Annotated in this window: 10 protein-coding genes; 7 read left to right on the top strand and 3 right to left on the bottom strand. The window is 46.1% G+C overall.

Features of this window, described 5'->3' with window-relative positions:
• Positions 1–9 precede the first annotated feature (9 nt).
• From U2F10_RS01750 to U2F10_RS01720, 7 genes are all read left to right on the top strand, one after another.
• A complete protein-coding gene (locus U2F10_RS01750) occupies positions 10–426 on the top strand; it encodes a hypothetical protein (RefSeq protein ID WP_499870358.1) in 417 nt (138 codons plus the stop codon).
• Positions 427–428: 2 nt separating this feature from the next.
• A complete protein-coding gene (locus U2F10_RS01745) occupies positions 429–962 on the top strand; it encodes a hypothetical protein (protein ID WP_499870356.1) in 534 nt (177 codons plus the stop codon).
• Positions 955–2,646 carry a type IV secretory system conjugative DNA transfer family protein gene (locus U2F10_RS01740; protein ID WP_499870354.1) on the top strand — a complete coding sequence of 564 codons (1,692 nt, stop codon included), beginning with the start codon at positions 955–957 and terminating at the stop codon, positions 2,644–2,646. The genes U2F10_RS01745 and U2F10_RS01740 overlap by 8 nt, the downstream gene beginning before the upstream one ends.
• On the top strand, positions 2,646–2,954 hold the full coding sequence (locus U2F10_RS01735) for a hypothetical protein (protein WP_499870353.1): 309 nt from the start codon (positions 2,646–2,648) through the stop codon (positions 2,952–2,954). Before U2F10_RS01740 ends, U2F10_RS01735 begins: the two co-directional genes overlap by 1 nt.
• A gap of 13 nt (positions 2,955–2,967) precedes the next feature.
• The gene (locus U2F10_RS01730; RefSeq protein WP_499870352.1) at positions 2,968–4,518 is read left to right on the top strand and encodes a hypothetical protein; all 1,551 of its coding nucleotides are present in this window, start codon (positions 2,968–2,970) and stop codon (positions 4,516–4,518) included.
• Complete coding sequence (locus tag U2F10_RS01725) at positions 4,518–11,351, top strand: strawberry notch C-terminal domain-containing protein (RefSeq protein WP_499870351.1); 6,834 nt, start codon at positions 4,518–4,520, stop codon at positions 11,349–11,351. Before U2F10_RS01730 ends, U2F10_RS01725 begins: the two co-directional genes overlap by 1 nt.
• Positions 11,352–11,702: 351 nt before the next feature.
• Complete coding sequence (locus tag U2F10_RS01720) at positions 11,703–13,541, top strand: phage tail family protein (RefSeq protein ID WP_499870349.1); 1,839 nt, start codon at positions 11,703–11,705, stop codon at positions 13,539–13,541.
• A gap of 7 nt (positions 13,542–13,548) precedes the next feature.
• Here U2F10_RS01720 and U2F10_RS01715 read toward each other — a convergent pair whose 3' ends face one another.
• The 3 genes from U2F10_RS01715 to U2F10_RS01705 all read right to left on the bottom strand — a co-directional run bounded on the left by U2F10_RS01715 (position 13,549) and on the right by U2F10_RS01705 (position 20,624).
• Positions 13,549–17,016, bottom strand: a complete 3,468-nt coding sequence (locus tag U2F10_RS01715; RefSeq protein ID WP_499870347.1) for a type IV secretory system conjugative DNA transfer family protein — start codon at positions 17,014–17,016, stop codon at positions 13,549–13,551.
• Between the two features lie 74 nt (positions 17,017–17,090).
• Entirely contained in the window at positions 17,091–18,386 is a 1,296-nt protein-coding gene (locus U2F10_RS01710) for a hypothetical protein (RefSeq protein WP_499870346.1), read from the bottom strand.
• Between the two features lie 435 nt (positions 18,387–18,821).
• Positions 18,822–20,624 carry an AI-2E family transporter gene (locus tag U2F10_RS01705; protein ID WP_499870345.1) on the bottom strand — a complete coding sequence of 601 codons (1,803 nt, stop codon included), beginning with the start codon at positions 20,622–20,624 and terminating at the stop codon, positions 18,822–18,824.
• Between the last annotated feature and the right edge of the window lie 72 nt (positions 20,625–20,696).

The raw sequence follows: 20,696 nt of genomic DNA, 5'->3' as shown, positions 1-20,696 counted from the left end.
AGTTTCATTATGAGCTTAAAACACTATCGTCTATGGACTATTCTCGTTTTCACTGTTCTGCTGGTTGTGATCAGCAGTCCAACCGTGAACGGGATCGCCCCTCCAAACCAGCCGATTCAGATTGCTCAGGCTGTTGAAGATGCTTCCGAACAGGTCAGCCAAGCCACCCTAGATTATCTTCTGGCTGAGGTCACTGAGCCAGCCCAACAACCCTCAGTTACCCGTACAACTATCGTTGAAACCTATGCCCTGACTACCTGGCAATGGGGAGAGACGGGTGGCCAAACCGTGTTGGAACTGACTGACGAAACCTGGCAGGTGCTTGTATCAGGGGGCGGTGCTGTAGATGCGGCCACATTAGTTAGCTTTGGTGTACCGACTGATATTGCTGAGCAGCTGATGGCCCAGGATGCTGCAGGAGATTAGTCATGGGGTATCAGAGATGGTTAATGCTCGGTGGACTTTCAGCAGCTGTTGCTGTGGGGGTGTATGCCAAAACATCATCAACGGCTCAGACGACCTGGCAACTAGCGGGGGAGATTGCGCCACCTGAGTTACTGAAACAAATCGGTGAAGAGCATCTTTCTTCGGCTGAACCAGTCAATCTTAGCCAGATGCGGGTCTTGAAAGTTCATCAGTCCAAGCAATTGGCACCCCTATATCTGGTGGATACCCGTTTGGCGGATAGCGATCAGCAACCCCTCTGTGGGCAAGCAGGCTGTGCTTTTCTTGGCTACATTCCAGATCAGCAAGACTACCAGACTGTGTTCAATATCTATCTGGATCCCCATCTGCCACCGGATATCGAACTGTTATCTGTGACTGATACCTTGCAATCAGGTTTGCCCACACTCACACTACATCAGCTCGAAGGTCAACAGCTACAGCGCTTTACCGTTGCCTTTGATGGCACCCACTATGCCGTTGTTACGGTAGATAATCTGTCTTTACCCCATGAGTAATGTTCTCCTACAGACTCAATCTCTAGATCTACGAGCGTTACTGAAACCGCTCTTGGAATCGGGTATGGGATTTTTGCTGCTGGGTCTAGGGATCTTGTGGGCAGGCATGAGTCTGCTGGGAGGAACGGCTTCAAAGGGACAGCTTTCAACCGGGCGCTTTGGAGGACGGCAAGAACGGCAGAAGGCTAAGGCGACTGCTCGGCAACAGCGAAAACAAGGTAAAACCGCCAAAGTATCTCTTAAAACCGGAGATTTGGAGATTCCCCAGGCTCAGCAAAGTATTGTGGTAGCCGGTGCACCGGATTCGGGTAAAACCTTTAGCATCATTGATCCGGCGATTTGTTCGGCTATTGAGCAGGGCTTTCCTATTCTGGTGTATGACTTTAAGGGCTCTCAGGTAGCGACCCATGCGGCCTGGGCAGCGAGTCAGGGGTATAAGGTGTCTACCTTTGCGCCAGGACAGCCCTATACCGGTATCTGTAACCCGCTGGATTTTCTAGCCGATGCGACCGATTCACTCATGGCAGCGCAGCTGGCCAATGTGATTCAGCGCAATACCCAGCGGGATAGCGGCTACCGAGAAAATGACTTTTTCAATTCAGCGGGTACCAACCTGGTGGAGGCCGTAATGCTGCTGGCCAAGCTGACGCCCTATCAAGATCTGCTGATGGCGAGCAAGATTTTGAATCTTGCAGACCTGCCCAAACGAATTCGAGCGGCGGGTGAAAAGTCCTGGGTACCGTCCTGGACGCTGGATAGCTTTAGCCAGCTATTAGCGTCCGATGGAGCAGAAAAACAAATATCCGGAATTGTCGCAACCGCTCAGCGTACCTTTAAAACATTTACCGGAAAACAGCTGGTGTCTAGCTTCTGTGGCAAGACAACTATTCCGTTAGACCTCACAGGCAAGCAGATTCTCTTTCTTCAAGCAGATATCCAAAAGCGGGATGCGGTCAATCCCCTGATAGCCGCTGTTCTGCACCTGATCGTCACCCGCAATTTTGCCACGCCTCGTAAACAACCGCTGGTGATCGCCCTGGATGAGCTACCCACACTCTACCTACCCGATTTACCCAAGTGGATTAATGAGTTTCGCTCCAATGGGTTTGTAGCATTACTGGGCTATCAAAACTTTGCTCAGCTGCAGCACATTTATGGCCGTGAGCTATCCCGTGCCATCTTTGCGGCCTGTGGGACTAAAATCTTTTTTAATCCCAAAGACCGGGAAACAGCCCAAGAGTTTTCAGGCTATCTGGGGGATAAGGAAGTGAAATACACCACCCGGTCCCGCAGCTATGGCCAGCATACGAGCCGTAGCCGTTCAGAGCAGTTACAGCGAGTGCCGCTGCTCACACCCGACCAGATTTTGAAACTAGACCAGGGGGAATGTGTCTTTATCAATCCGGCTTATCGCAGTGGCAAAGAAGCCTCGATTCCGTTACGGCTGAAGGTGAAATTGAGTCCGAAACATATTAAACGCCAGCATCGGAGTGAACTGCTGTGGCAACAACGTGTACGAGACCGGCTGATCGCACGGGCGGCTCAGCAGGATGACATGGCCAATTTGAGTGAAGCCAATGAAGTCAGACAAACCATTGCTGAGACGTTTTTTCCGTTGCCAACAAACGTGGATATCCCCTACGAGGGTGACCTAACTGAAGATGAATTTAGCGAGGTGTTGTAATGACAACCAAACCATTACCTGAAACTGTTTTACCTCAAGCCCAGGATCTGCTGGCAGAGATGCCTGAGATTTTAGAGGCTGTAGCGGAGGCTCAACAACGACCACCGTTGCCGCTGGACTATGTCCCTAGCGTGATCGAGGTGTTGTTTGAGGATGTGCTCTATCTCAAGTCTGTAGATGGGGTGTTGCTGATGGCCCGAGATTGTTTAGCCGACTATCAACCCCGGTTTGTGGAATATCGCTTTGACGATGAGATGGCCCTATTTCAAGTGGGTCAAGACATCTTAGTCAACCGGATTGCATCGTAAGGAGAGAATTACCATGCCATTTACGATTCGTACAGAAGACGCCCTGGCAATGCAGGAGGATGAAGCTCAACTGCTGATGGCCATTGGTCAGGTCACCCAGCGACTCTATGCCACACTCCACCGTCAGACTCAACAGCCCTCTGTGCCTGTTGAAGATAGCCTCCGCATCCAGATGGGACGTCGGGTGGTGTATGGCACCCTGGCCGATGGCACCCAACGGCGGGAACTAACACCGAATACGCTGAAGGTGATTGTGGATGCTCTCCAGCGATCGGTCACACCGGATAGCGATCCAAACGACTATGAGGGCAAGGTTCCCAATATCGAAATTCGAGATCAGGGACAGGTTCTATTTCGAGAAGAACGGGATGGCACGATCACGATTAATCAGATTCAGCTCACACTTGAGCAGGCATCGCCTGAACCTGAGCCGATAGCTGAATCAGTTGTAGAAGAGGAACCATTACCGGCATCCACACCAATCACGTCAGACCTGGCAAATGATGTGGCTGTAGCGGCTCAGCTGTTGCTCAATCCTCTGGGGCAGGAAACACCCACGTATCAGGCGGTTGCAGTTGGTCAATACACCATTCAACAGCAAGGTGATCTGCTATCAGTGTCCCAAGAGGATGATGTCATTCTGTCATCACGACAAGGCACCATTCTGAATGAGCAGGTTACTCAGGCTGATTGGCAAACGTTTCACGCCATCACGGAACGGATGCGGATAGCGCAGTTGGGAGAGATGCCTGAACCTGTTACAGCTGAGCAAACACCAGCTGAGGATAGTCCACCTGCGCTAGCAGTTTTAGATCGAGAGATTGCTAAAATCCCCCATGAACAAACTCGTCAAACCCTACAAACAACTACGAAAGACTGGAAACAGCAAGTTAAGACCCAGATGAAACAGGGGGCTCAGTGGCTTTCACGACAGCCTCAGGTATTACGAGATCAGCGGCTGGCCTATGCCGTTTTAGGCCTGTTCCACCGTAGCTATGAGCGCACGGGAGAACATCACTACAGACTGGGTAACTATCGGCTTTCGTTTAAGGGCACGAATCTCTATACCTTACGAGATCAGCAGGGAGTATTGATGCAGTTTCAGGCATTTCGTCAACTGGGATTGGGTCATCGCATCAAACTACTGGAGGTAAGTGACCGCCTCAGTGACTTTCAACGACAGGACCTGATCTCACTCAAACGAGATCAGCGGGTGATGCCCCAAGGGGCTCTGGATGTAGAAGCCAATTACACGGCAAAAACAGATCGGGTAGAACGAACAGTTCGTGTCTTCTTGCGCAATATTGCCCGTGCCCATTGCTGGGATAAAGACGGTGGTCAGTTCAAGCTGGAAATGGGAGCTGGCAATCTGTTGCGGATTACGGATAAGCGTCAGGGCCGAGGCGTGGTTTTCCAACGGCAGGCAGGGGAAGTATTCTCCAAGCTAGGACCCAAGGACTTTGCCCACTTTGATCGGCTGGCCCAGCGGATGCGGTCGGTGCAAATGCGACCTTCAGTATCTGCCATTAAACCGGTGGCCTCACAACAACTGGAGATGGGCTGATGCAGGCATCTCTAGCGGCAGCATTTACCAACCATTTTCAACTGGGTCAGGGCTTTGCCACCATTGTGGCAGCGCGACAGTTTGCTGCAGAGATTTTAGGTGAACCGGTACGGCCAGGAACAGCACTGGCGAAACAGGTGGATGAAGCCATTGAAGTGGGGGTGGTGCGATCCGCACGGCAATTGATTGCCCAGGCTGAAACCACCCATCAAGCGTATGATCTTCTGGTCGACCTGCTTCAACGGCAACCCAAGCTAGGGGTAAAGTCATCCACCTCAGTTCTTCAACAGGCATACAGCACTCCGGTGCCTATTGCTTATTTTGCCAGTGTGCTTGCTGGGATTACGCCAGAGACCACGGTGTATGAACCCACTGCAGGCCATGGAGCCTTGTTGTTAGGAGCGACATCTAGCCAGGTGATCGCCAACGAGATTAATCCAGATCGCTATGGTGAACTGGCGACTCGTGGTTACCGGCAGCTCACCCAGGAAGATGCACTGATCTATCGTCCAACGGAGCAGGTGGATGTCGTCATCTGTAACCCTCCCTTTGGCACCGTTGTCGATGACAACCGTCGCACCCGACGATTTCGGATATATGACACCTGGACCAGCCAGATTGATCAGGTGATCTCATTCAATGCCCTGCAAGCCATGAAACCTGATGGCCGAGCGGTTTTGATTCTGGGCGGTAAGCTAGGCCGTGACACAGACCAGCGCTCTGAGCGCTATAACAGTCGTGAGAGTCGGGCCTTTTATCATCTGCTCTATCAGCACTATCGCGTTACCCAACACCTATCGCTCCACGATGATCTCTACCGCAAACAAGGCGCAGGCTTTCCCATCGATGTGATTGTGATTAACGGCACGGGCACTGCCGAACGGCCATTACCGGCGGCTGACGTACCCCGCATCTACTCGTCATTTGATGATCTTAAGGAGTGTTTACCCAATGACCCAATTCACCATGATTTCTCCCTGGACCTACCCGTTTATGACCCAGCGCTATCCCAGCTTTCAAACGCTGTGGAAACCCCAGTGGCTGCCGTCCCTGTTTATCGTGCGGCTCCCCCAGGAGATGAACACACTGGACGAGAAAACCTATCTGGCACTGATGCAAACGCGACTGGACCGGATGATTCAACAATCGGCTCAGGCGACATCGCTCAAAGAGACTCAGGCACTGCTGGCCAACAGTCTGGAACAACTGGATTCAGCCCAGACAGTACCACTGCTGGAAGACAACGATCTGGACACCTGGCGACAGCAGTGGAGCGAGACGTTGATTCTCAATACCTGGCGATTCCAGGAACAGCTGAGACATTACGGCGTGGCCTTCCCCGTGACGGACCTGATTCTACCCAATCATCCCGAATTTCTCGACTGGCAAGCCCTGCACGACGATACTCCTCTGGAGGACTGGCTGGTCACCCTGACACCCTAACTCCAGGACCCGCCATGGATGCCCAACCGAGACAGGTGCCCTATCTCCCCAAAAGCCAGGGCACCCCAACCCAAACTCTGATTCCCTTCAATATGGCCAGTGCGGCCCAGGTAGCCCTGGAGCGCTTTGAACAACGCTACGGCAATATTGATGATTATCTGGCAGCACGGTTGGGCTATGGGTCTCGCTCAGAGCTGTATCAGTATCTAAGTGCAGAACAGATTGATGCAGCGGCTCTGGCCATTAGCCACATTGAACAGGGAGCGGGTTTTATCACCGGAGACCAGACGGGCATTGGTAAAGGGAGAATTTGCGCCAGCATTATTCGCTATGCCCAGCAGCAGGGCAAAATTGCGGTCTTTGTCACTAAGGATAAGCCCCTTTATGCCGACATGATGCGGGATGTGACGGATATTGGGATGCGGGGCTTTCGGCCTTTTATTACCGATAGCAGTACGGAGATTCCCCTGGCCAATGGTGGCAGTCTCAAGACCAGCGGTGCCGCTCAGCAAAAACAACAGATGGGTGACATGATGCGTCGGGGGACGGTGCAGCCCTACAGCGCGGTGTTTACTACCTACAGTCAGCTGCAAACGGTGGGAAAAAAAGAACCGCTGCGGCGACAGTTTTTGCGGACGATGATGCCCAATGCCATTTTGATTTTGGATGAGGCGCACCAGGCCGGGGGGAGTCAGCAACGATGGCAGGCCAATGGACCACCGGATCGGGCCACATTTGTGCGAGAACTGATCGATAACTCGGCTGGGGTGTTTTACTCATCGGCCACCTATGCCAAACGCCCTGATGTGATGGATCTCTATGCCAGACGCACCGATCTGCGGCTGGGGGTAAGCAGCATTACGGCGCTGGAAAATATTTTGACAAGGGGTGGGGTGCCGCTACAGCAGATTGTGGCCAGTAAGTTTGTCGCTTCTGGGCAGATGCTGCGGCGAGAGCGCTCCTATGAAGGCATTACGTTTCAGGCGCAGACGGTACCGGTGGACCGGGAGGTAGCCGACCAGTTCTCAGCAGCGATGCGGGCGATTAAGGATTTTGACCGAGCCAAGCAGAAGGCGATTAAAGAGCTGAGTAAGGAACTCAAAGCAGCAGCTAAGGCCCTGAGTGAAGATGGAGCCATTGGCGATGTGGGGGCCAAAAGCACCAACTTTACCTCACTGATGCACAACTGCATTGAACAGGGATTATTGGCTCAGAAAGCGGAGGCGACGGTGCAGGCGGCAATGGACGCCCTGGAACGAGGAGAGAAGCCTGTAATTGCAGTGGCCAATACCATGGGCAGTTTTATTCAAGCCTATGCGGACGCCCATGATCTTAACGACCGTGACCCGATTGATCTCTCCTTTGCTGATTTATTGGAGCGGTATCTGGAACGGTCTCGGGATGTGATTACCCGTGACTATCGCGGTGAAATGACGCGGCATCGGTTGAGTGATGACCAGTTGGGTATGAATGGGGTGATAGCCTATGAAGATGCTTTAGAAACAATTCGAGACGGAGACTTTAGTTCGATTCCCATTAGCCCCATTGACTATATTGAGCAACAGCTGGAGCGGGCAGGATACCAGGTAGCAGAGGTGACTGGGCGTAAAGCCGGGATTCACTATGACGCCGATGGGACGACCGCCTATAAAGTGAGACCGGACCAGGAATCGACGGCAAAGGCCAAGATTGATGCGGTGGCTCGCTTTAATGCGGGCGATGCGGATGTGATTCTGTTGAACTGTTCTGGGTCTACGGGGATTTCTCTCCATGCGTCGGAGAAGTTTGCGGACCAGCGGCCTCGACATATGATTGTGGCTCAGGCGGAGCGGGACATTAATGTGTTTATGCAAATGCTGGGTCGAGTCCATCGTACAGGCCAGGTGGAGCTGCCGCGATACACCCTGTTAATGGGGGATATTCCAGCAGAGAAACGACCAGGGGCAATTCTATGTCGCAAGATGGCCAGCTTGAATGCGAATACCACGGCTGCCAGAGAGACGGATATCTCCTTGAGCAATGTGGTGGATTTTATGAATCTCTATGGTGAGCAGGTGGTGAGCGATCTGCTCAATGATGATCCTGAACTCAATGCCAAACTGGATTTTCCCATCGCCCAGGTCAGTGGGGATGCGTCTGAAATTGCCCTGGTAAAGAAGGTGACGGGACGGATTCCATTGTTGCCCGTGGCAGAACAGGAAGCCGTGTATAGCCTGATTGAGTCGGAATATCAGGATTTGGTTGACCAGGCGCGGTCCATGGGGGAGAACATTTTAGAGGCAGATCAGCTGGACCTGGATGCAAGGCCCCTGGCGCGGATGGAGGTGATTGCCGATGAGAATGAGACCCAGAGTGAATTTACAGGACCTGTGTATCTGGAGGTGGTGGATGCGAAGAGTGAAACCAAACCACTGACTCAGCTCCAGGTGATTAATGCGGTGCGAGAGTCTTTGGGGTTAGACACGGTTGAACAGGTTGAAGATCATGACCCGGATGGGCTGGATGCAAAGGCACAACAACAGGTGACTGACACTATCAATGCACTGACAGAGGAGACAGAAACCTACCGGGCCGTGATGGTGCAGAAAAAGCGAGAGCCGGAGGCGATCACAAAGTTTAATGACCGGCTGGATAATCAGGTACTGCAGGTGGCTGGGGCGCTGCAAGACTTTACGCCGGGGGCTACGGTGCAGATACTCACCGCTGGACAGCGGTTAACATTCTGCGGAGTAGTGGCAGGCATAGAACAGAAACACCGCTCAGGTAGTCCTGCGGCACCCAACAATTGGAAGCTGCGGATATTTGTAGCGGATGCCATGCGGCAACTGACGGTGCCGCTCTCTAAGGTGAATAGTCATCGGGAAGGTGCCTTGAGAATAAACCGCGAGGAAAAAGACTTTTTTGGTACGGATATCTATGAACTGTTTGACACTCGGCAGACGGCTGGGCGGGTGAATCGGCAAATCTTTACAGGCAATCTGATTCGAGCCTTTGAGAAATACCCTGGTGGCAAGCTGGTTAACTATACCGACTACCAGGGTGATGTGCGTCAGGGACTGATGATGGCTAAGGGGTTTGACATTACCGAGGCCCTGAAAAAAGAGCCAGTAGTGTTTAAGCAGCCCCATCAGGTAAAGGCGTTTCTGACAAATTTAACTCAGCGAGAGGGGGTGGTGAAGACTCTAGATGAGTTGTTGTTGGTAAAGGCTCAGCGGAATGGGAGTGGCTTTGTGGCGCAGGCTCCTAAGTCGAAGGAATCCGGTGGGAAGTATTACCTGGATGAGGGCTTGATTGAGGCGGCAGGGTCGGATTTTTATTCGGTGAGTAATCGGATGGAAGTGGTGGTGCGGTCGGAACGGTTTGAGTCAACGCTGACGGTGTTAATGGAGGAGCGAGGCTATGCACTGGCAGCCTTTGAGCACCAGGAGATTGCGCGGGAGTATTTGGGGATTACGTTACCGGAGCTGAAAACGGTGGAGACAGAACCGGTGCCACCTGTAAGTGTTCCGCCAAGAGTGATGCAGCCAAAGCCGATTCAGCCCATTTTGAAAAAGAAGGCGGTTAATCCAGAGCCGGTGCCGGTGGCTCAAAAGCCTGAGGCAGCTGAGAAGACGATGTCCATGGGGTATCTGGAAAAGCGGGTGATTCGGTTTCTCAAAGAGGCAGGGATTTACCAGGCGGTATTGGAGAGTGACGACTTTCATTTCAAGATTGAGAATGAGCCCTATATTCCGCTGGTGGTGGAACGTCATGGAGAGGAGCTGTATCTGACGCATTATTTGAGCCAGAACGGGGACACGTTTATCGATACAGAAATGGTGTTCTTGTTTCAGGAGGAGAGTCTGGAATTTAGAGAGACAGCAGTACAGAATCCATTACAGGGAGGAGAGCTGCGGGCACCCGACCGCAATTTTGCTCAGGTATTCTCAAAGAATATTCTGGCTCAGGGATTTGCGGAGGCGGCAAAATCACAGTGGCAGGCTAAGGAGAGAAGTGATCAGGTTTCTGAGGTGGCAACTGTTGTTGAGGTAGGCGAACAACAAAATGAAACAACGGGTGAGGCCAATCTCTTTGATGTGGAGCAATTCTCGACGATAGTAGGTCAACCCCATAGTGAAGCAACAGGACCAGATCCTGCATGGGATGTGTCAGCCAAGACGCCTGAGGAGAAGCCATCTGTTGAAAAGCCTCTAACGCCTATAAAGCAGGTGATCAATCACCCCATATCAAAGCCGTCGTTGCACGAGGTGGCGGATGAGGTGAGGAATCTGGATTTGGAGGTGATAGCGGCCAATTTGGGGTTGGAGCAGGACCGCTATGACAAACACAAGTGGCGCGATGGGGACCACATTATCAGCATTAGCCAGACGCTGTTTATGGATTGGCTGGCGGATAAAGGGGGCGGTGGGGCCATTGACCTGGTGATGCATGTACAGAGGGTGGAGTTTCGTTCAGCGGTGGAGTGGCTGTCTGGCCAGGACCTGACGGCAGTGCCGGTAATTGCGCCTGTGCGACAGACGGAAGCTGAGGCAGAGCCGAAGCGTTTAGAGATGCCTGACCCCAGTGAAAAGCGCTGGGCGGGGGTGAAGGAGTATCTGGTGAATCGGCGTAAGCTACCAGAGGCGTTGGTTGACCGGGTGCATGAGAAGGGGCTGGTGTATGCAGATGACCATCAAAATGCGGTGTTTGTGCGCCATGGTTTGCAGGGTGGTGGCTGGCAGCGAGGTGAGGTGACGGGAGCCAGTCTGCGGGGCACCTGGGGGGAGCACAATAGCTATCATCGGCTGGTGCCAGGGTCGGTGCGGGAGTTGGGCTGGTTTCGGATTGGGACGGGGCAAGGGCCTGTACAGCGGGTGCTGCTGACGGAATCACCCATTGATACGATGTCGTTGGCGGTGCTGGATAAGGAACGGCGGCAGCAGGGTGGGGTGACGGTGTATCTGTCTACGGATGGGACGGGCGGGGTGCCAGTGGCGGCACTGAAGGCGGTTTTGCAGCGCAATGGACAGGTCATAGCAGCGTTTGATGCGGATAAGGCTGGGGAGATGATGGCCTGGCGGGTGGCGGCGCAAGTGCCAGGGGTTAAACGGTTACGGCCTGCTTACGGGAAGGATTGGAATGAGCGGTTGGTGAATCATGGGCAGCCGGAGCAGGCGCAGCAGTCTGAACTTGATGAAGGGCAGCTACAGCAATTGTGGCAATGGCATCAGACGGCCTGGAAGTTGGGGCGATCTGAGAAGTATCTGACGCGGATTGCTGAGGTCGCTACAGATGTAGTAAAGGGAAAGGCTTTGTCTGAGAAGGCTCAGATGGCTATGCAGAAGGATTTAGCCATGGGGCAGAAGCAGACTAAACGGCAGACAGGTAATAAGACAGCGCACATGCTGTGAGTGGTTGGTGGGTGAGATCTCACAAGCGCTAACTAGTTATTTTGTACTTCTTCTTTTTAAGAGCAAGACATACAATCATGAGCATTCGCACTACCTCGCAAGGGCAATAAACTGATACAGCCTCAAAACTCGTTCTCCCCAGATGAATAGACTTACTCAGTTGGATAGCCTGGTCTTGAAATATCTATATGTTTAATTTTTTTAATACTGATTCTCATGTTTTTAATAAAGTGGAGCATTACAATTAATCACTATAGATATAGGATTATCTAAAAAATTAGACATTAGTAATCAAGTAGAACTTTGAAGGGCAATTCTTAGAATCAACTGACTTTTCAATTTAGATTTAACATGAGTGAAAGTAAGCAGACATTAGATGAAAGCACAAAAGGGCTTGATACTCTGAAAGATGCAGGTGGTTTAGTAGAAGATGCTGGTGAGACTATACGTGATTATGCAAAAACAGCTGTAGATCCAGAAGGTATCGGAGAAGCAGTTGAGGGACACTTAGGACAAGTCAATGATTATGTAGAAGCAGTGGGGGGGATAGCTGGCGAAGCCGTTGAAGGGGTTATGGAGGTATCCCAAGAGATTGGCGAGGCTGCTACAGAGATTTCAGGTGCGGTAATTGAAAACTTTGGTGAGGTTTCTCAAGATATCGTTGAGGGGTTTGAGAATCTTGAATCTGCTAGAGATAATATACTGCAGGGTAATATTGGTGAAAGTTTTGGCAATATCTCTGATGGCATTAGTAATATTGTTGATGGAGCTCAGGACCTTGGTAAATTAGGGATAGAAGCTATTGGTGAAGCTGTTGAAGGTGCAGCTGAAATCACATCTGAAGCTGTTGAAGCTGTAGGTGAAATAGGTAGGGAAGCAATTGAGGCTGTTCCTGATATCGTTGAGAACTATATTAATCCATCGAACAGTCAAGATGCCTTAGAGAACGAACAAAATCTTTCTCAACTTCCAGAAACCTTAGAAAAGGCCCAAGAAGCTGAGCTTCAAATGCAAGACAGTCCTCTTGTAGAAAGGATGGGACAAGCACAAGAGACACTTGAGCAAGAGGATGCTAATAATCTTACAACTGCAAGCACAAAAGGGCTTGATACTCTGAAAGATGCAGGTGGTTTAGTAGAAGATGCTGGTGAGACTATACGTGATTATGCAAAAACAGCTGTAGATCCAGAAGGTATCGGAGAAGCAGTTGAGGGACACTTAGGACAAGTCAATGATTATGTAGAAGCAGTGGGGGGGATAGCTGGCGAAGCCGTTGAAGGGGTTATGGAGGTATCCCAAGAGATTGGCGAGGCTGCTACAGAGATTTCAGGTGCGGTAATTGAAAACTTTGGTGAGGTTTCTCAAGATATCGTTGAGGGGTTTGAGAATCTTGAATCTGCTAGAGATAATATACTGCAGGGTAATATTGGTGAAAGTTTTGGCAATATCTCTGATGGCATTAGTAATATTGTTGATGGAGCTCAGGACCTTGGTAAATTAGGGATAGAAGCTATTGGTGAAGCTGTTGAAGGTGCAGCTGAAATCACATCTGAAGCTGTTGAAGCTGTAGGTGAAATAGGTAGGGAAGCAATTGAGGCTGTTCCCGATATCGTTGAGAACTATATTAATCCATCGAACAGTCAAGATGCCTTAGAGAACGAACAAAATCTTTCTCAACTTCCAGAAACCTTAGAAAAGGCCCAAGAAGCTGAGCTTCAAATGCAAGACAGTCCTCTTGTAGAAAGGATGGGACAAGCACAAGAGACACTTGAAGCAGCACAGAAAGATCAAGAAGACGCATCAATAAGCTTGTTAGAGCCATATGCTGAAGAACCTTTGACTCTTGAACAATTTTCTGATTATGTTAAGCAGAAAGTCGCTGAATATCCAAGCTTGAGAGTTGATGTAGAAGGGCCTGATCTGCCCGCTCTCATAACGGCTCAATTACCATCCGGTGAAATAAAAGAAGCAACATTATCAGCTCCAGAAGATGGGTGGAGTCAGGAGCCTTCACAGGATAATCAAGTAGCTGCAGACCTTTTAGTCAAAGAACTTTCGGGTGCCGGTCATTATGAAAGCTATTTAGAGAAATATAATGAGCAAAAAATCGAGTCTGACTTAAATCAAAACGACTCTATTGAGCAGCAGCAAAGCTTAGAGCACCGCTACAACCACTCTCAAAGCCTGTAGTTTGGTTTTACAACCCAACCCAGCTAATATCTTTTTTTCTGTTTTGGGTACTATTACTGACCTTGCCTTCTTTTATATCAGAATAGTCTTCGAGATATCTTTGTACAAGTTCTGTGTCAGCAGATTCAACAATTGATTCAGTTTCTTGTTCATCACGTAAGATAAATCCCTGAAGAGATTCTGTTTTCTCAGGTTTAACCATACTCACCACATTAGGTGGTAAGTCTACTCGACGCACTGAATTTCGCTCAGTCTGAAAGTCACGGGCAATGATAATACCACCTATACCAGCGTGCTTAGTTGAAAAGTGCTGATCTAAAAATTCAGTGTATTCAACACGTGGATGAAGTTGACGTTGTTGTCTAACAGTGACACTACGTGATCGGCCTTGCTGCTGACCAATACTATCACTAGTAGAGGAACCGGATGTACGACTTTCAGAACTTCCAATGGTTTCGCTATTAGTTACCCCACGGCTACCGCCTACCGACTTAGACAGTGAGTAACCTGTCGTATTAGTCTGACTACTATTATCAGAATGGCTTTGACTTTTGGATATTCCCTCATTTGTAGACTGAGTCATATTAGTAGACTCGCTTTGATTTCTAGAATAGCTGCGATTGTTAGTATGGCTGCGGCCATCTGATTTACTCCAGTTTCTCGAACCACCGTGATTATCAGAGTATGTTCGAGTATCATTACCAAAGCCAAATCCTAGAAAGCCTTCCCCATCACGCCATCCCTCTGAAAATGCGTTTCCCCAATTCTTTCCATACCCCTTAGTGCGATTACGATTTGTTGAATCGGATTCACCTATGGTTTCAGAACTGCCTATATTTTCACCTTTGGCAATAGAAGTAGATTTACCCTGGTTGTATGTATGACCAGAAGTATCGGTGGTCCCGCTTGTATATGCTTGACTAACCGTATTGGTATCCGTTGTATTCCAAGTTTCGGTACTCGTGGTACCGTGAGTTTTATTTTTAGAGGTGCCTTGAGTTACTGATTCATTCTGACCAGTAGTAAAAGTTTTGGAATCTTGTACTGATTCTCCAAGAGTAATATCAATGAGATAATCTTCTTTGTGGTATTCACCACATCGCTCTGACATCCACTTAGCTGTATCAGGACAATTTGTACGTAGTAACGCCATTACATCGCATTGACCCAAAATGGCTTTAAGTGAACCTTCTCCAAATTTTTCAAGTGCCTCAGGTATTGATTGAAAGGCTAAATAAACAGATACTCCTTTTTTACGACCATAGGTACATAATTTATCTACATCCGGCAGTGGGGCCAACATAGTAGCTTCATCTATCACCACAGTAGTTGTGAGATGATCAACGTTAGGTGATTCTTTTTCTGTAATATCTGCAAAAATCTGAATTAAAGCTTGATTAATCCGATTCATCGCATCTGAGCTATCTCCAAGTCGGCTAAGAGCTAAAACACTAGATGTGGTCAACCAATCACGAATAGAGATTTTAACTTTCCTTTGATGCCAAATAGCCGCAATCTCCATCAAGTCATTCAAGCGACTAATCATCGTACTAAACAAGTCGCTACCGTGTTCAGCTCGTCCAAAAACAGCCTCATTCAAGCTTCTATAACCATGAATACTATTTTTTTTCAATAACTCTTTTAATGCATTTATGTCCGTAGCAATAAACAATGACTCATAGAAGCTCCATTCATCTCCTTTTTCCTCACGCAATGCAATCATAACTAGCTGTAATGCTTGCCGAGCAAGGCGATTAAAATGATTGCTATTCGAATTCTTTTCATCAGCTAGAATAATCTCGGTAAAACGTCTAATAGCCCGACGAGATGATAAATCTTTGGCAGCATCCCAACCGACAAAACCATGCTCATCACCTCGATCATCATAGGGATTTAGGAAAAATCGTTGTTTTGGAGAAATACCAACGTGATCAACTAAAGGTAAAACTTCTCCGTCCACATCAAAAACAAGAACACGTATAGGAGGTCCCTGGAGAGCCTCACCTTTATCTAAGGTAGCACCTTGTCTAGCAATTTCCAGATAAATGGGATAAAGAGCCATCTCAAGAAACATGGATTTCCCTGCACCAGAAGAGCCGAGAGCAAGCATTCTGATTGGCAATTCGAACCACTCCAAATTACGTGCCATGATAAAACCAGCGGCTTCTAGAGACGGTAAACTTACAGTATCTTGGTAAAGTTTGGTAGTAGAACCTTGATAGCCTTCTAAGCGATACTCAAGTGAAGACTCATGAGTTTGAATAATCTTCTGTAGTTCTTGGATATTTTCTTGAAAGGAAAGTTCTGGCTCCCAAGTGAGTTCAGAGCTTTTTTGACTCAACTCATTGTAGGCTGAATCAATTGCTCTGGCTGGTGTGTGAAATGCATTCTGAAGCTCACTGTCTAATGTTTCAATGCTCTTAATGAGGAAATCACTTTTTTCCAAATTTCTAATAGCGTGTTGTTCATCTGAACAGTTCACTAGTTGAGGAGCCTCATGAAATATATTTTCATATTTGCTGACGTATTCTTTTGTTGACTCGATCAATTGAGTAACGTCGTTACGTAAAATATCAGCATCTTGAGTTAAATAACTAATCTCATGAAATAAGCTGGCTGCTTGTTGAGAGTTCTTAAAAGAAGCTTCCGAGAAAGTATTTCGAGTTACTCTTTCAGCTTGCTTAAGGTCGCCAATTTGATGAAGAAATTCTACTTTAATTTGGGCGACGTTCCTATTAAAGCGTTTTGCCCTGGATTTAGAACTATAAACTGAATGCTCTCTATATCTCTTGATCAAAATATTTGGCAAGCACGTAGATTCTTGATGAACGAAATTGCGCTCTCGGCAATGTATCTCATGAACTTTTGACTGAACCCTAGAGAAAACTCTCTTATTTTTTTTCTCCTCTCTCTCATAACTCCTAACTGAATCTTTAATCAACTCTTGATTTTCCAAAAGTAGGACTAATTTTTTCTCGGTTTCCCATTCAAAATCTTTCAGTTTTTTTATCAAGGATTGAGAGTTATCTATTCTCTCTCGTAAAGGTTCAAGATAATTGAAAATTTTCCTTTGAAGAGCTTCTATCTTGAAAGAATTTAAACAATAAATTGCTATTACAGTTTGCCAAATAGCTAAGCCCAGCACCAAGAACGCAAAAACAAAATTTAGACTGCCGTCGTTAGCTATAGATGAGAAAACTATAATTAAATATGAAAGTAGAAAAGCCGAAGCAATGATTGAGCTTGAGAATTCATATTCATGTGCCAATTTTCGGATTTGATTAGTGTAGATAATCACTAATCCAGCTAAACATGCCAAAAGAGCTGAAAAGGCAATAAGTAAAAGTGCCAAGAGTTCAAACCAACTCTCAAAAAAATAATTAACTCTAATCCAATTACTTAATGGCAAAGTAATAAAACTCTGCCAAACAGGAACTAGAACCCACAACCATTTCAAAGGATTAGTAGTCTTCATCAAATGGCACTCCAATATATACCCTAATAACTTTTCAAAGCCAGTATGAAAAGATTGAATACATCTATTTGTCTTTAGCTTCTCACAAGCTTACTTCCTTCCTTACAGACATAATAATAATGAATATCACAAGCATACCAATTGAATTTTCCATTGTTCCTACGCCCAAAGAAAATATCGGAAATATAATTTTTAGACGGCGATTCTGATACGGGATCCCATGGATCGCTACCGACCAAAGCATAACCAAATGGACAATGAAGAAGCTTTAAATTCTGCCTAATTGACTCCTGAATGTTTGCATCATTTTGCCAGGTTACGGTCAAGACTGTACTTCGCTGTTCTACAAATGAAAATTCGCCTCTATAATCACCAAATTCAATAGAGTACTCATATTGACCAAAAGCATTGTAGTCTTCAGATTTAGCATCCTCACACATTTTTAAGGATGCTACTGTAAGGTCATTCTCATTTTTATCCAATTCACTTTGTATAACCTCAACCTCGTTAGACTCAAGATGCTCCTTAAGAAAGCTTGCAAATTGCTTCGCTTCTTCTGCATCTCGGATTTTAGCAATTTCTATTTTTTGTCCGGACTCAACTACACCAATTTCCTTGCACAGATTTTCCTGGATTTTTTGTTTTGTCCTGTCTTTGAAAGGTACTAGAACACTAGAAAAGTAAACTTTTCGCTCAGTTACTTTAAGCTCGATATCACTGCAGGTATCTATTGGAAATTGTACTAATTTACCTGGTTCAGCTATCCAAACTGGCTTTCGTATATAGCCACTACCAACCTTGCTTTTAATTTTTTGGCTAAAGGCTTGTGCACGTTCTCTACTGTAAAAGGACGCTATTTGTATGTATTCGCCATCTTTAGATTTAGCATCCATACAGTAGTAGTCTTGAATTTTTTCTAAGCGTGCTTCTGTATAATCTGCTGCAACAGCATAAGCGACGGCAGGATAATCCTCTTTTGATAAAACCGAATCTCCACACGATTCCTTAGCCTTAGGCGTGATGGTTGATTGAGCAATTGGGGGTTGAACCAATTTCACTCTAGAAGAATTACTTTCTAAATTGGAAGAGGTACCGCTTTGAGTCGATTCAGATATCTCAGATGACGAATCCCGAACCAGATTATCAGTATTGTCTGATGTCAACTGATTGTCATTTTTTGAAGGTAGATCAACTCTGCTAGCTTTAGTTCGAGGGTTACTAAGTAAACCAAAACCTAAATAGCACACAAAGCCTACAAGCAAGCTACTCACAAGGAAATTGTTCAAGTATCTCCATCGTTGAGATGAAGCTAGTAAGTCCTTTTTTAAATCCTCTTTTGAATCACCTGTATTCTCATCAGTATTCTTCATAGCGGTTTTGAATAAAGTTGAGGACAAGCACCACCCAGATCATACTACTTTTTAGATAGTAGAAGGATGCCAGGTTAGTATGCTGACACTTCTATAAGTACGTATTTTTATTTTACAGAGAAAAATGATAAGAGTGGTTAACAGTCAATGTCAATTATGAATTCAAGTCTATGAATGAAATAGAAATAAAATCATCAAAATATAAACTCAAGAGATACATTTGTATTGATCGACAAACAGACAATACAAATGTATCTCTTGAGCTCAATCTCTATGGAAGTTTAAACAAACCTCAATTAAGGGCACCTCTATTTATTCAGATTTGGTTGAAAATAAGAACGAGTTTTCTAGGGTTTTAGTTTCTCAAAGGGTGACATTAGACAATTAATAGAAGTGCCCTTAAGTACAGCCATTGTAAGTCACTTCAATACAGCATCAGAAATCTACATCTTTTCTTGAATCATTTTTAGGACGTGAGTGATCATATAATTGTCGACGCTTTACGTACAGAAAACCAGCAGAAATAGCATATGTAATTGCTCCAATGCCAATTAGAATTTTTTGACGACCATTGGTCACATACACTGCACTAGCAATCAAGAAAGCTAAGACTACATGTGCTATGACAACAATTTGTAGACGAGATATCAAATTGCTACGAAGCCTAACATAAGATGGATGTGCACTTTTTAGAGCCGGAGAAAATTTCTGAAACTCTCGACTTAAAAAGAATACTATCAGTAGGTTTGCTATAGGTAGAATAGAACTGCCTAGAAGGTTTTCAATTTTACGTTTAAACTGCTGTGCATACTTGTTAGGCTGTTCATCTATTTCTGATAGAACATTATCTAATTTATGTATACCGTCTTCGAGTTCTCTCCATTTTTCCTGGAGCTTTGATTGATATTCTAAGAAGATAAAACATTTATTGTTTCGTATTTTTCTCTCCGCTGAAATAGTTAGCAATTGAGTTTCATGAATCTCTTGCACTCTTTGGAAAATCGAATCTTCATAAGATGACTCTAACTCCAGTTGAATCCTGTCAAGGATAGGCTTCTGTGAGTCAAAGTATCGACTTTGAATATTTTCCTCAAAAACACCTAATACAAATACTATTTGACCAAAAGTCTCTCCTAGTTCATCTTTGTTTATATGCATTTGCTTAAGCTTTCCTTGGCATTCCGCTAAGACTGCGGAAATTTCAGAGAAAATATCTTTGATACCATGGGTAAATGCTTTGATATCAGAAATCCAGCTAATAAAGCTTGATTTTCGGTTTTCAATTTCTTTTGCGATACTACTAAGCTTTGCTGGATCAATCAAATGTTGATATCTAAAGTCACTATCCGTTTTAAGAGAAGTCAAATCTGAAGCACGAATTTCATTCTCGTGGCAAGTATCGTATGGTAAATCTTCTAGCAAGAGTTGAATTTCTTGTATAATCTCCTGATTGTCTAGAAAAACTTCATCGAGATGCGATATTAGTTCAGAAAAACCTTTGATTAAGTCTGCTTTGTTTTCACTAAGCAATTCATCTGTAGTATTTGAGAATTGGAGTAGAATATCACTCGCCTTAGCCTGTTCACTGTAATTCTCCAGCCTAGGGTGTAAAAAGCTGTAAGAGATTTTTGCTAGAAATAACAATAAGAAACTTTCATAGATCAAGCGTTTTTTCTGAAAGCAATCAAAAATAAGTATTCGAAACTTATCGAGAAAGATAACAATATCAGACTCCAAAGCTGGCTTGAGCTCTTCTTCTTGTTTTAAAATTTGCTCTTCAAAATCTGCTTTCTTCTCTCTGTAGTTATCCAGTGAATCTTCATAACGCTCTTTTGCACGATTACATTGATCGACTAGCCTCCTATGAAAATCAACTTGATTATTGTATTCGTTTATTTTTTGATTGTAACGATTAACTGATTGTGGATCCTTCTTATCAACAAATAGCCCTGTAGGACGAAGGCCAGGTGCATTTGCATCAGCTTCTCTCCGAGCTGCAGAATATTCGGTCTCTCTTTCATCAACACGTTGTTTAACTAATGTTAAATTCTTGGTGCAACGTTCCTTGAACTTGTTTACTTTTGTCTGAGTTTTCCAATAATTTTGAGCTTGTATAACTTCTGCAAGTTCTCCATCAGTATATTCAACTTCGGAAGAAGCAAGTTTGATAAGGATATTGATATCAGCTATTGGTTGCAGTACCTCTTTGAGGTTAGATAGTGACTGAATGCTAGACATAAAAGCACTCTCCGAATAGCTAATGCATACATACTAGTTCAGCATCAAGCCTAAGAACTGGACTCGACTTTT

The sequence above is a fragment of the Leptothoe sp. EHU-05/26/07-4 genome, from assembly GCF_043421015.1.
Lineage (GTDB): Bacteria > Cyanobacteriota > Cyanobacteriia > Phormidesmidales > Phormidesmidaceae > Leptothoe > Leptothoe turfae.
This window is presented reverse-complemented; position numbering and strand designations above follow the sequence as displayed.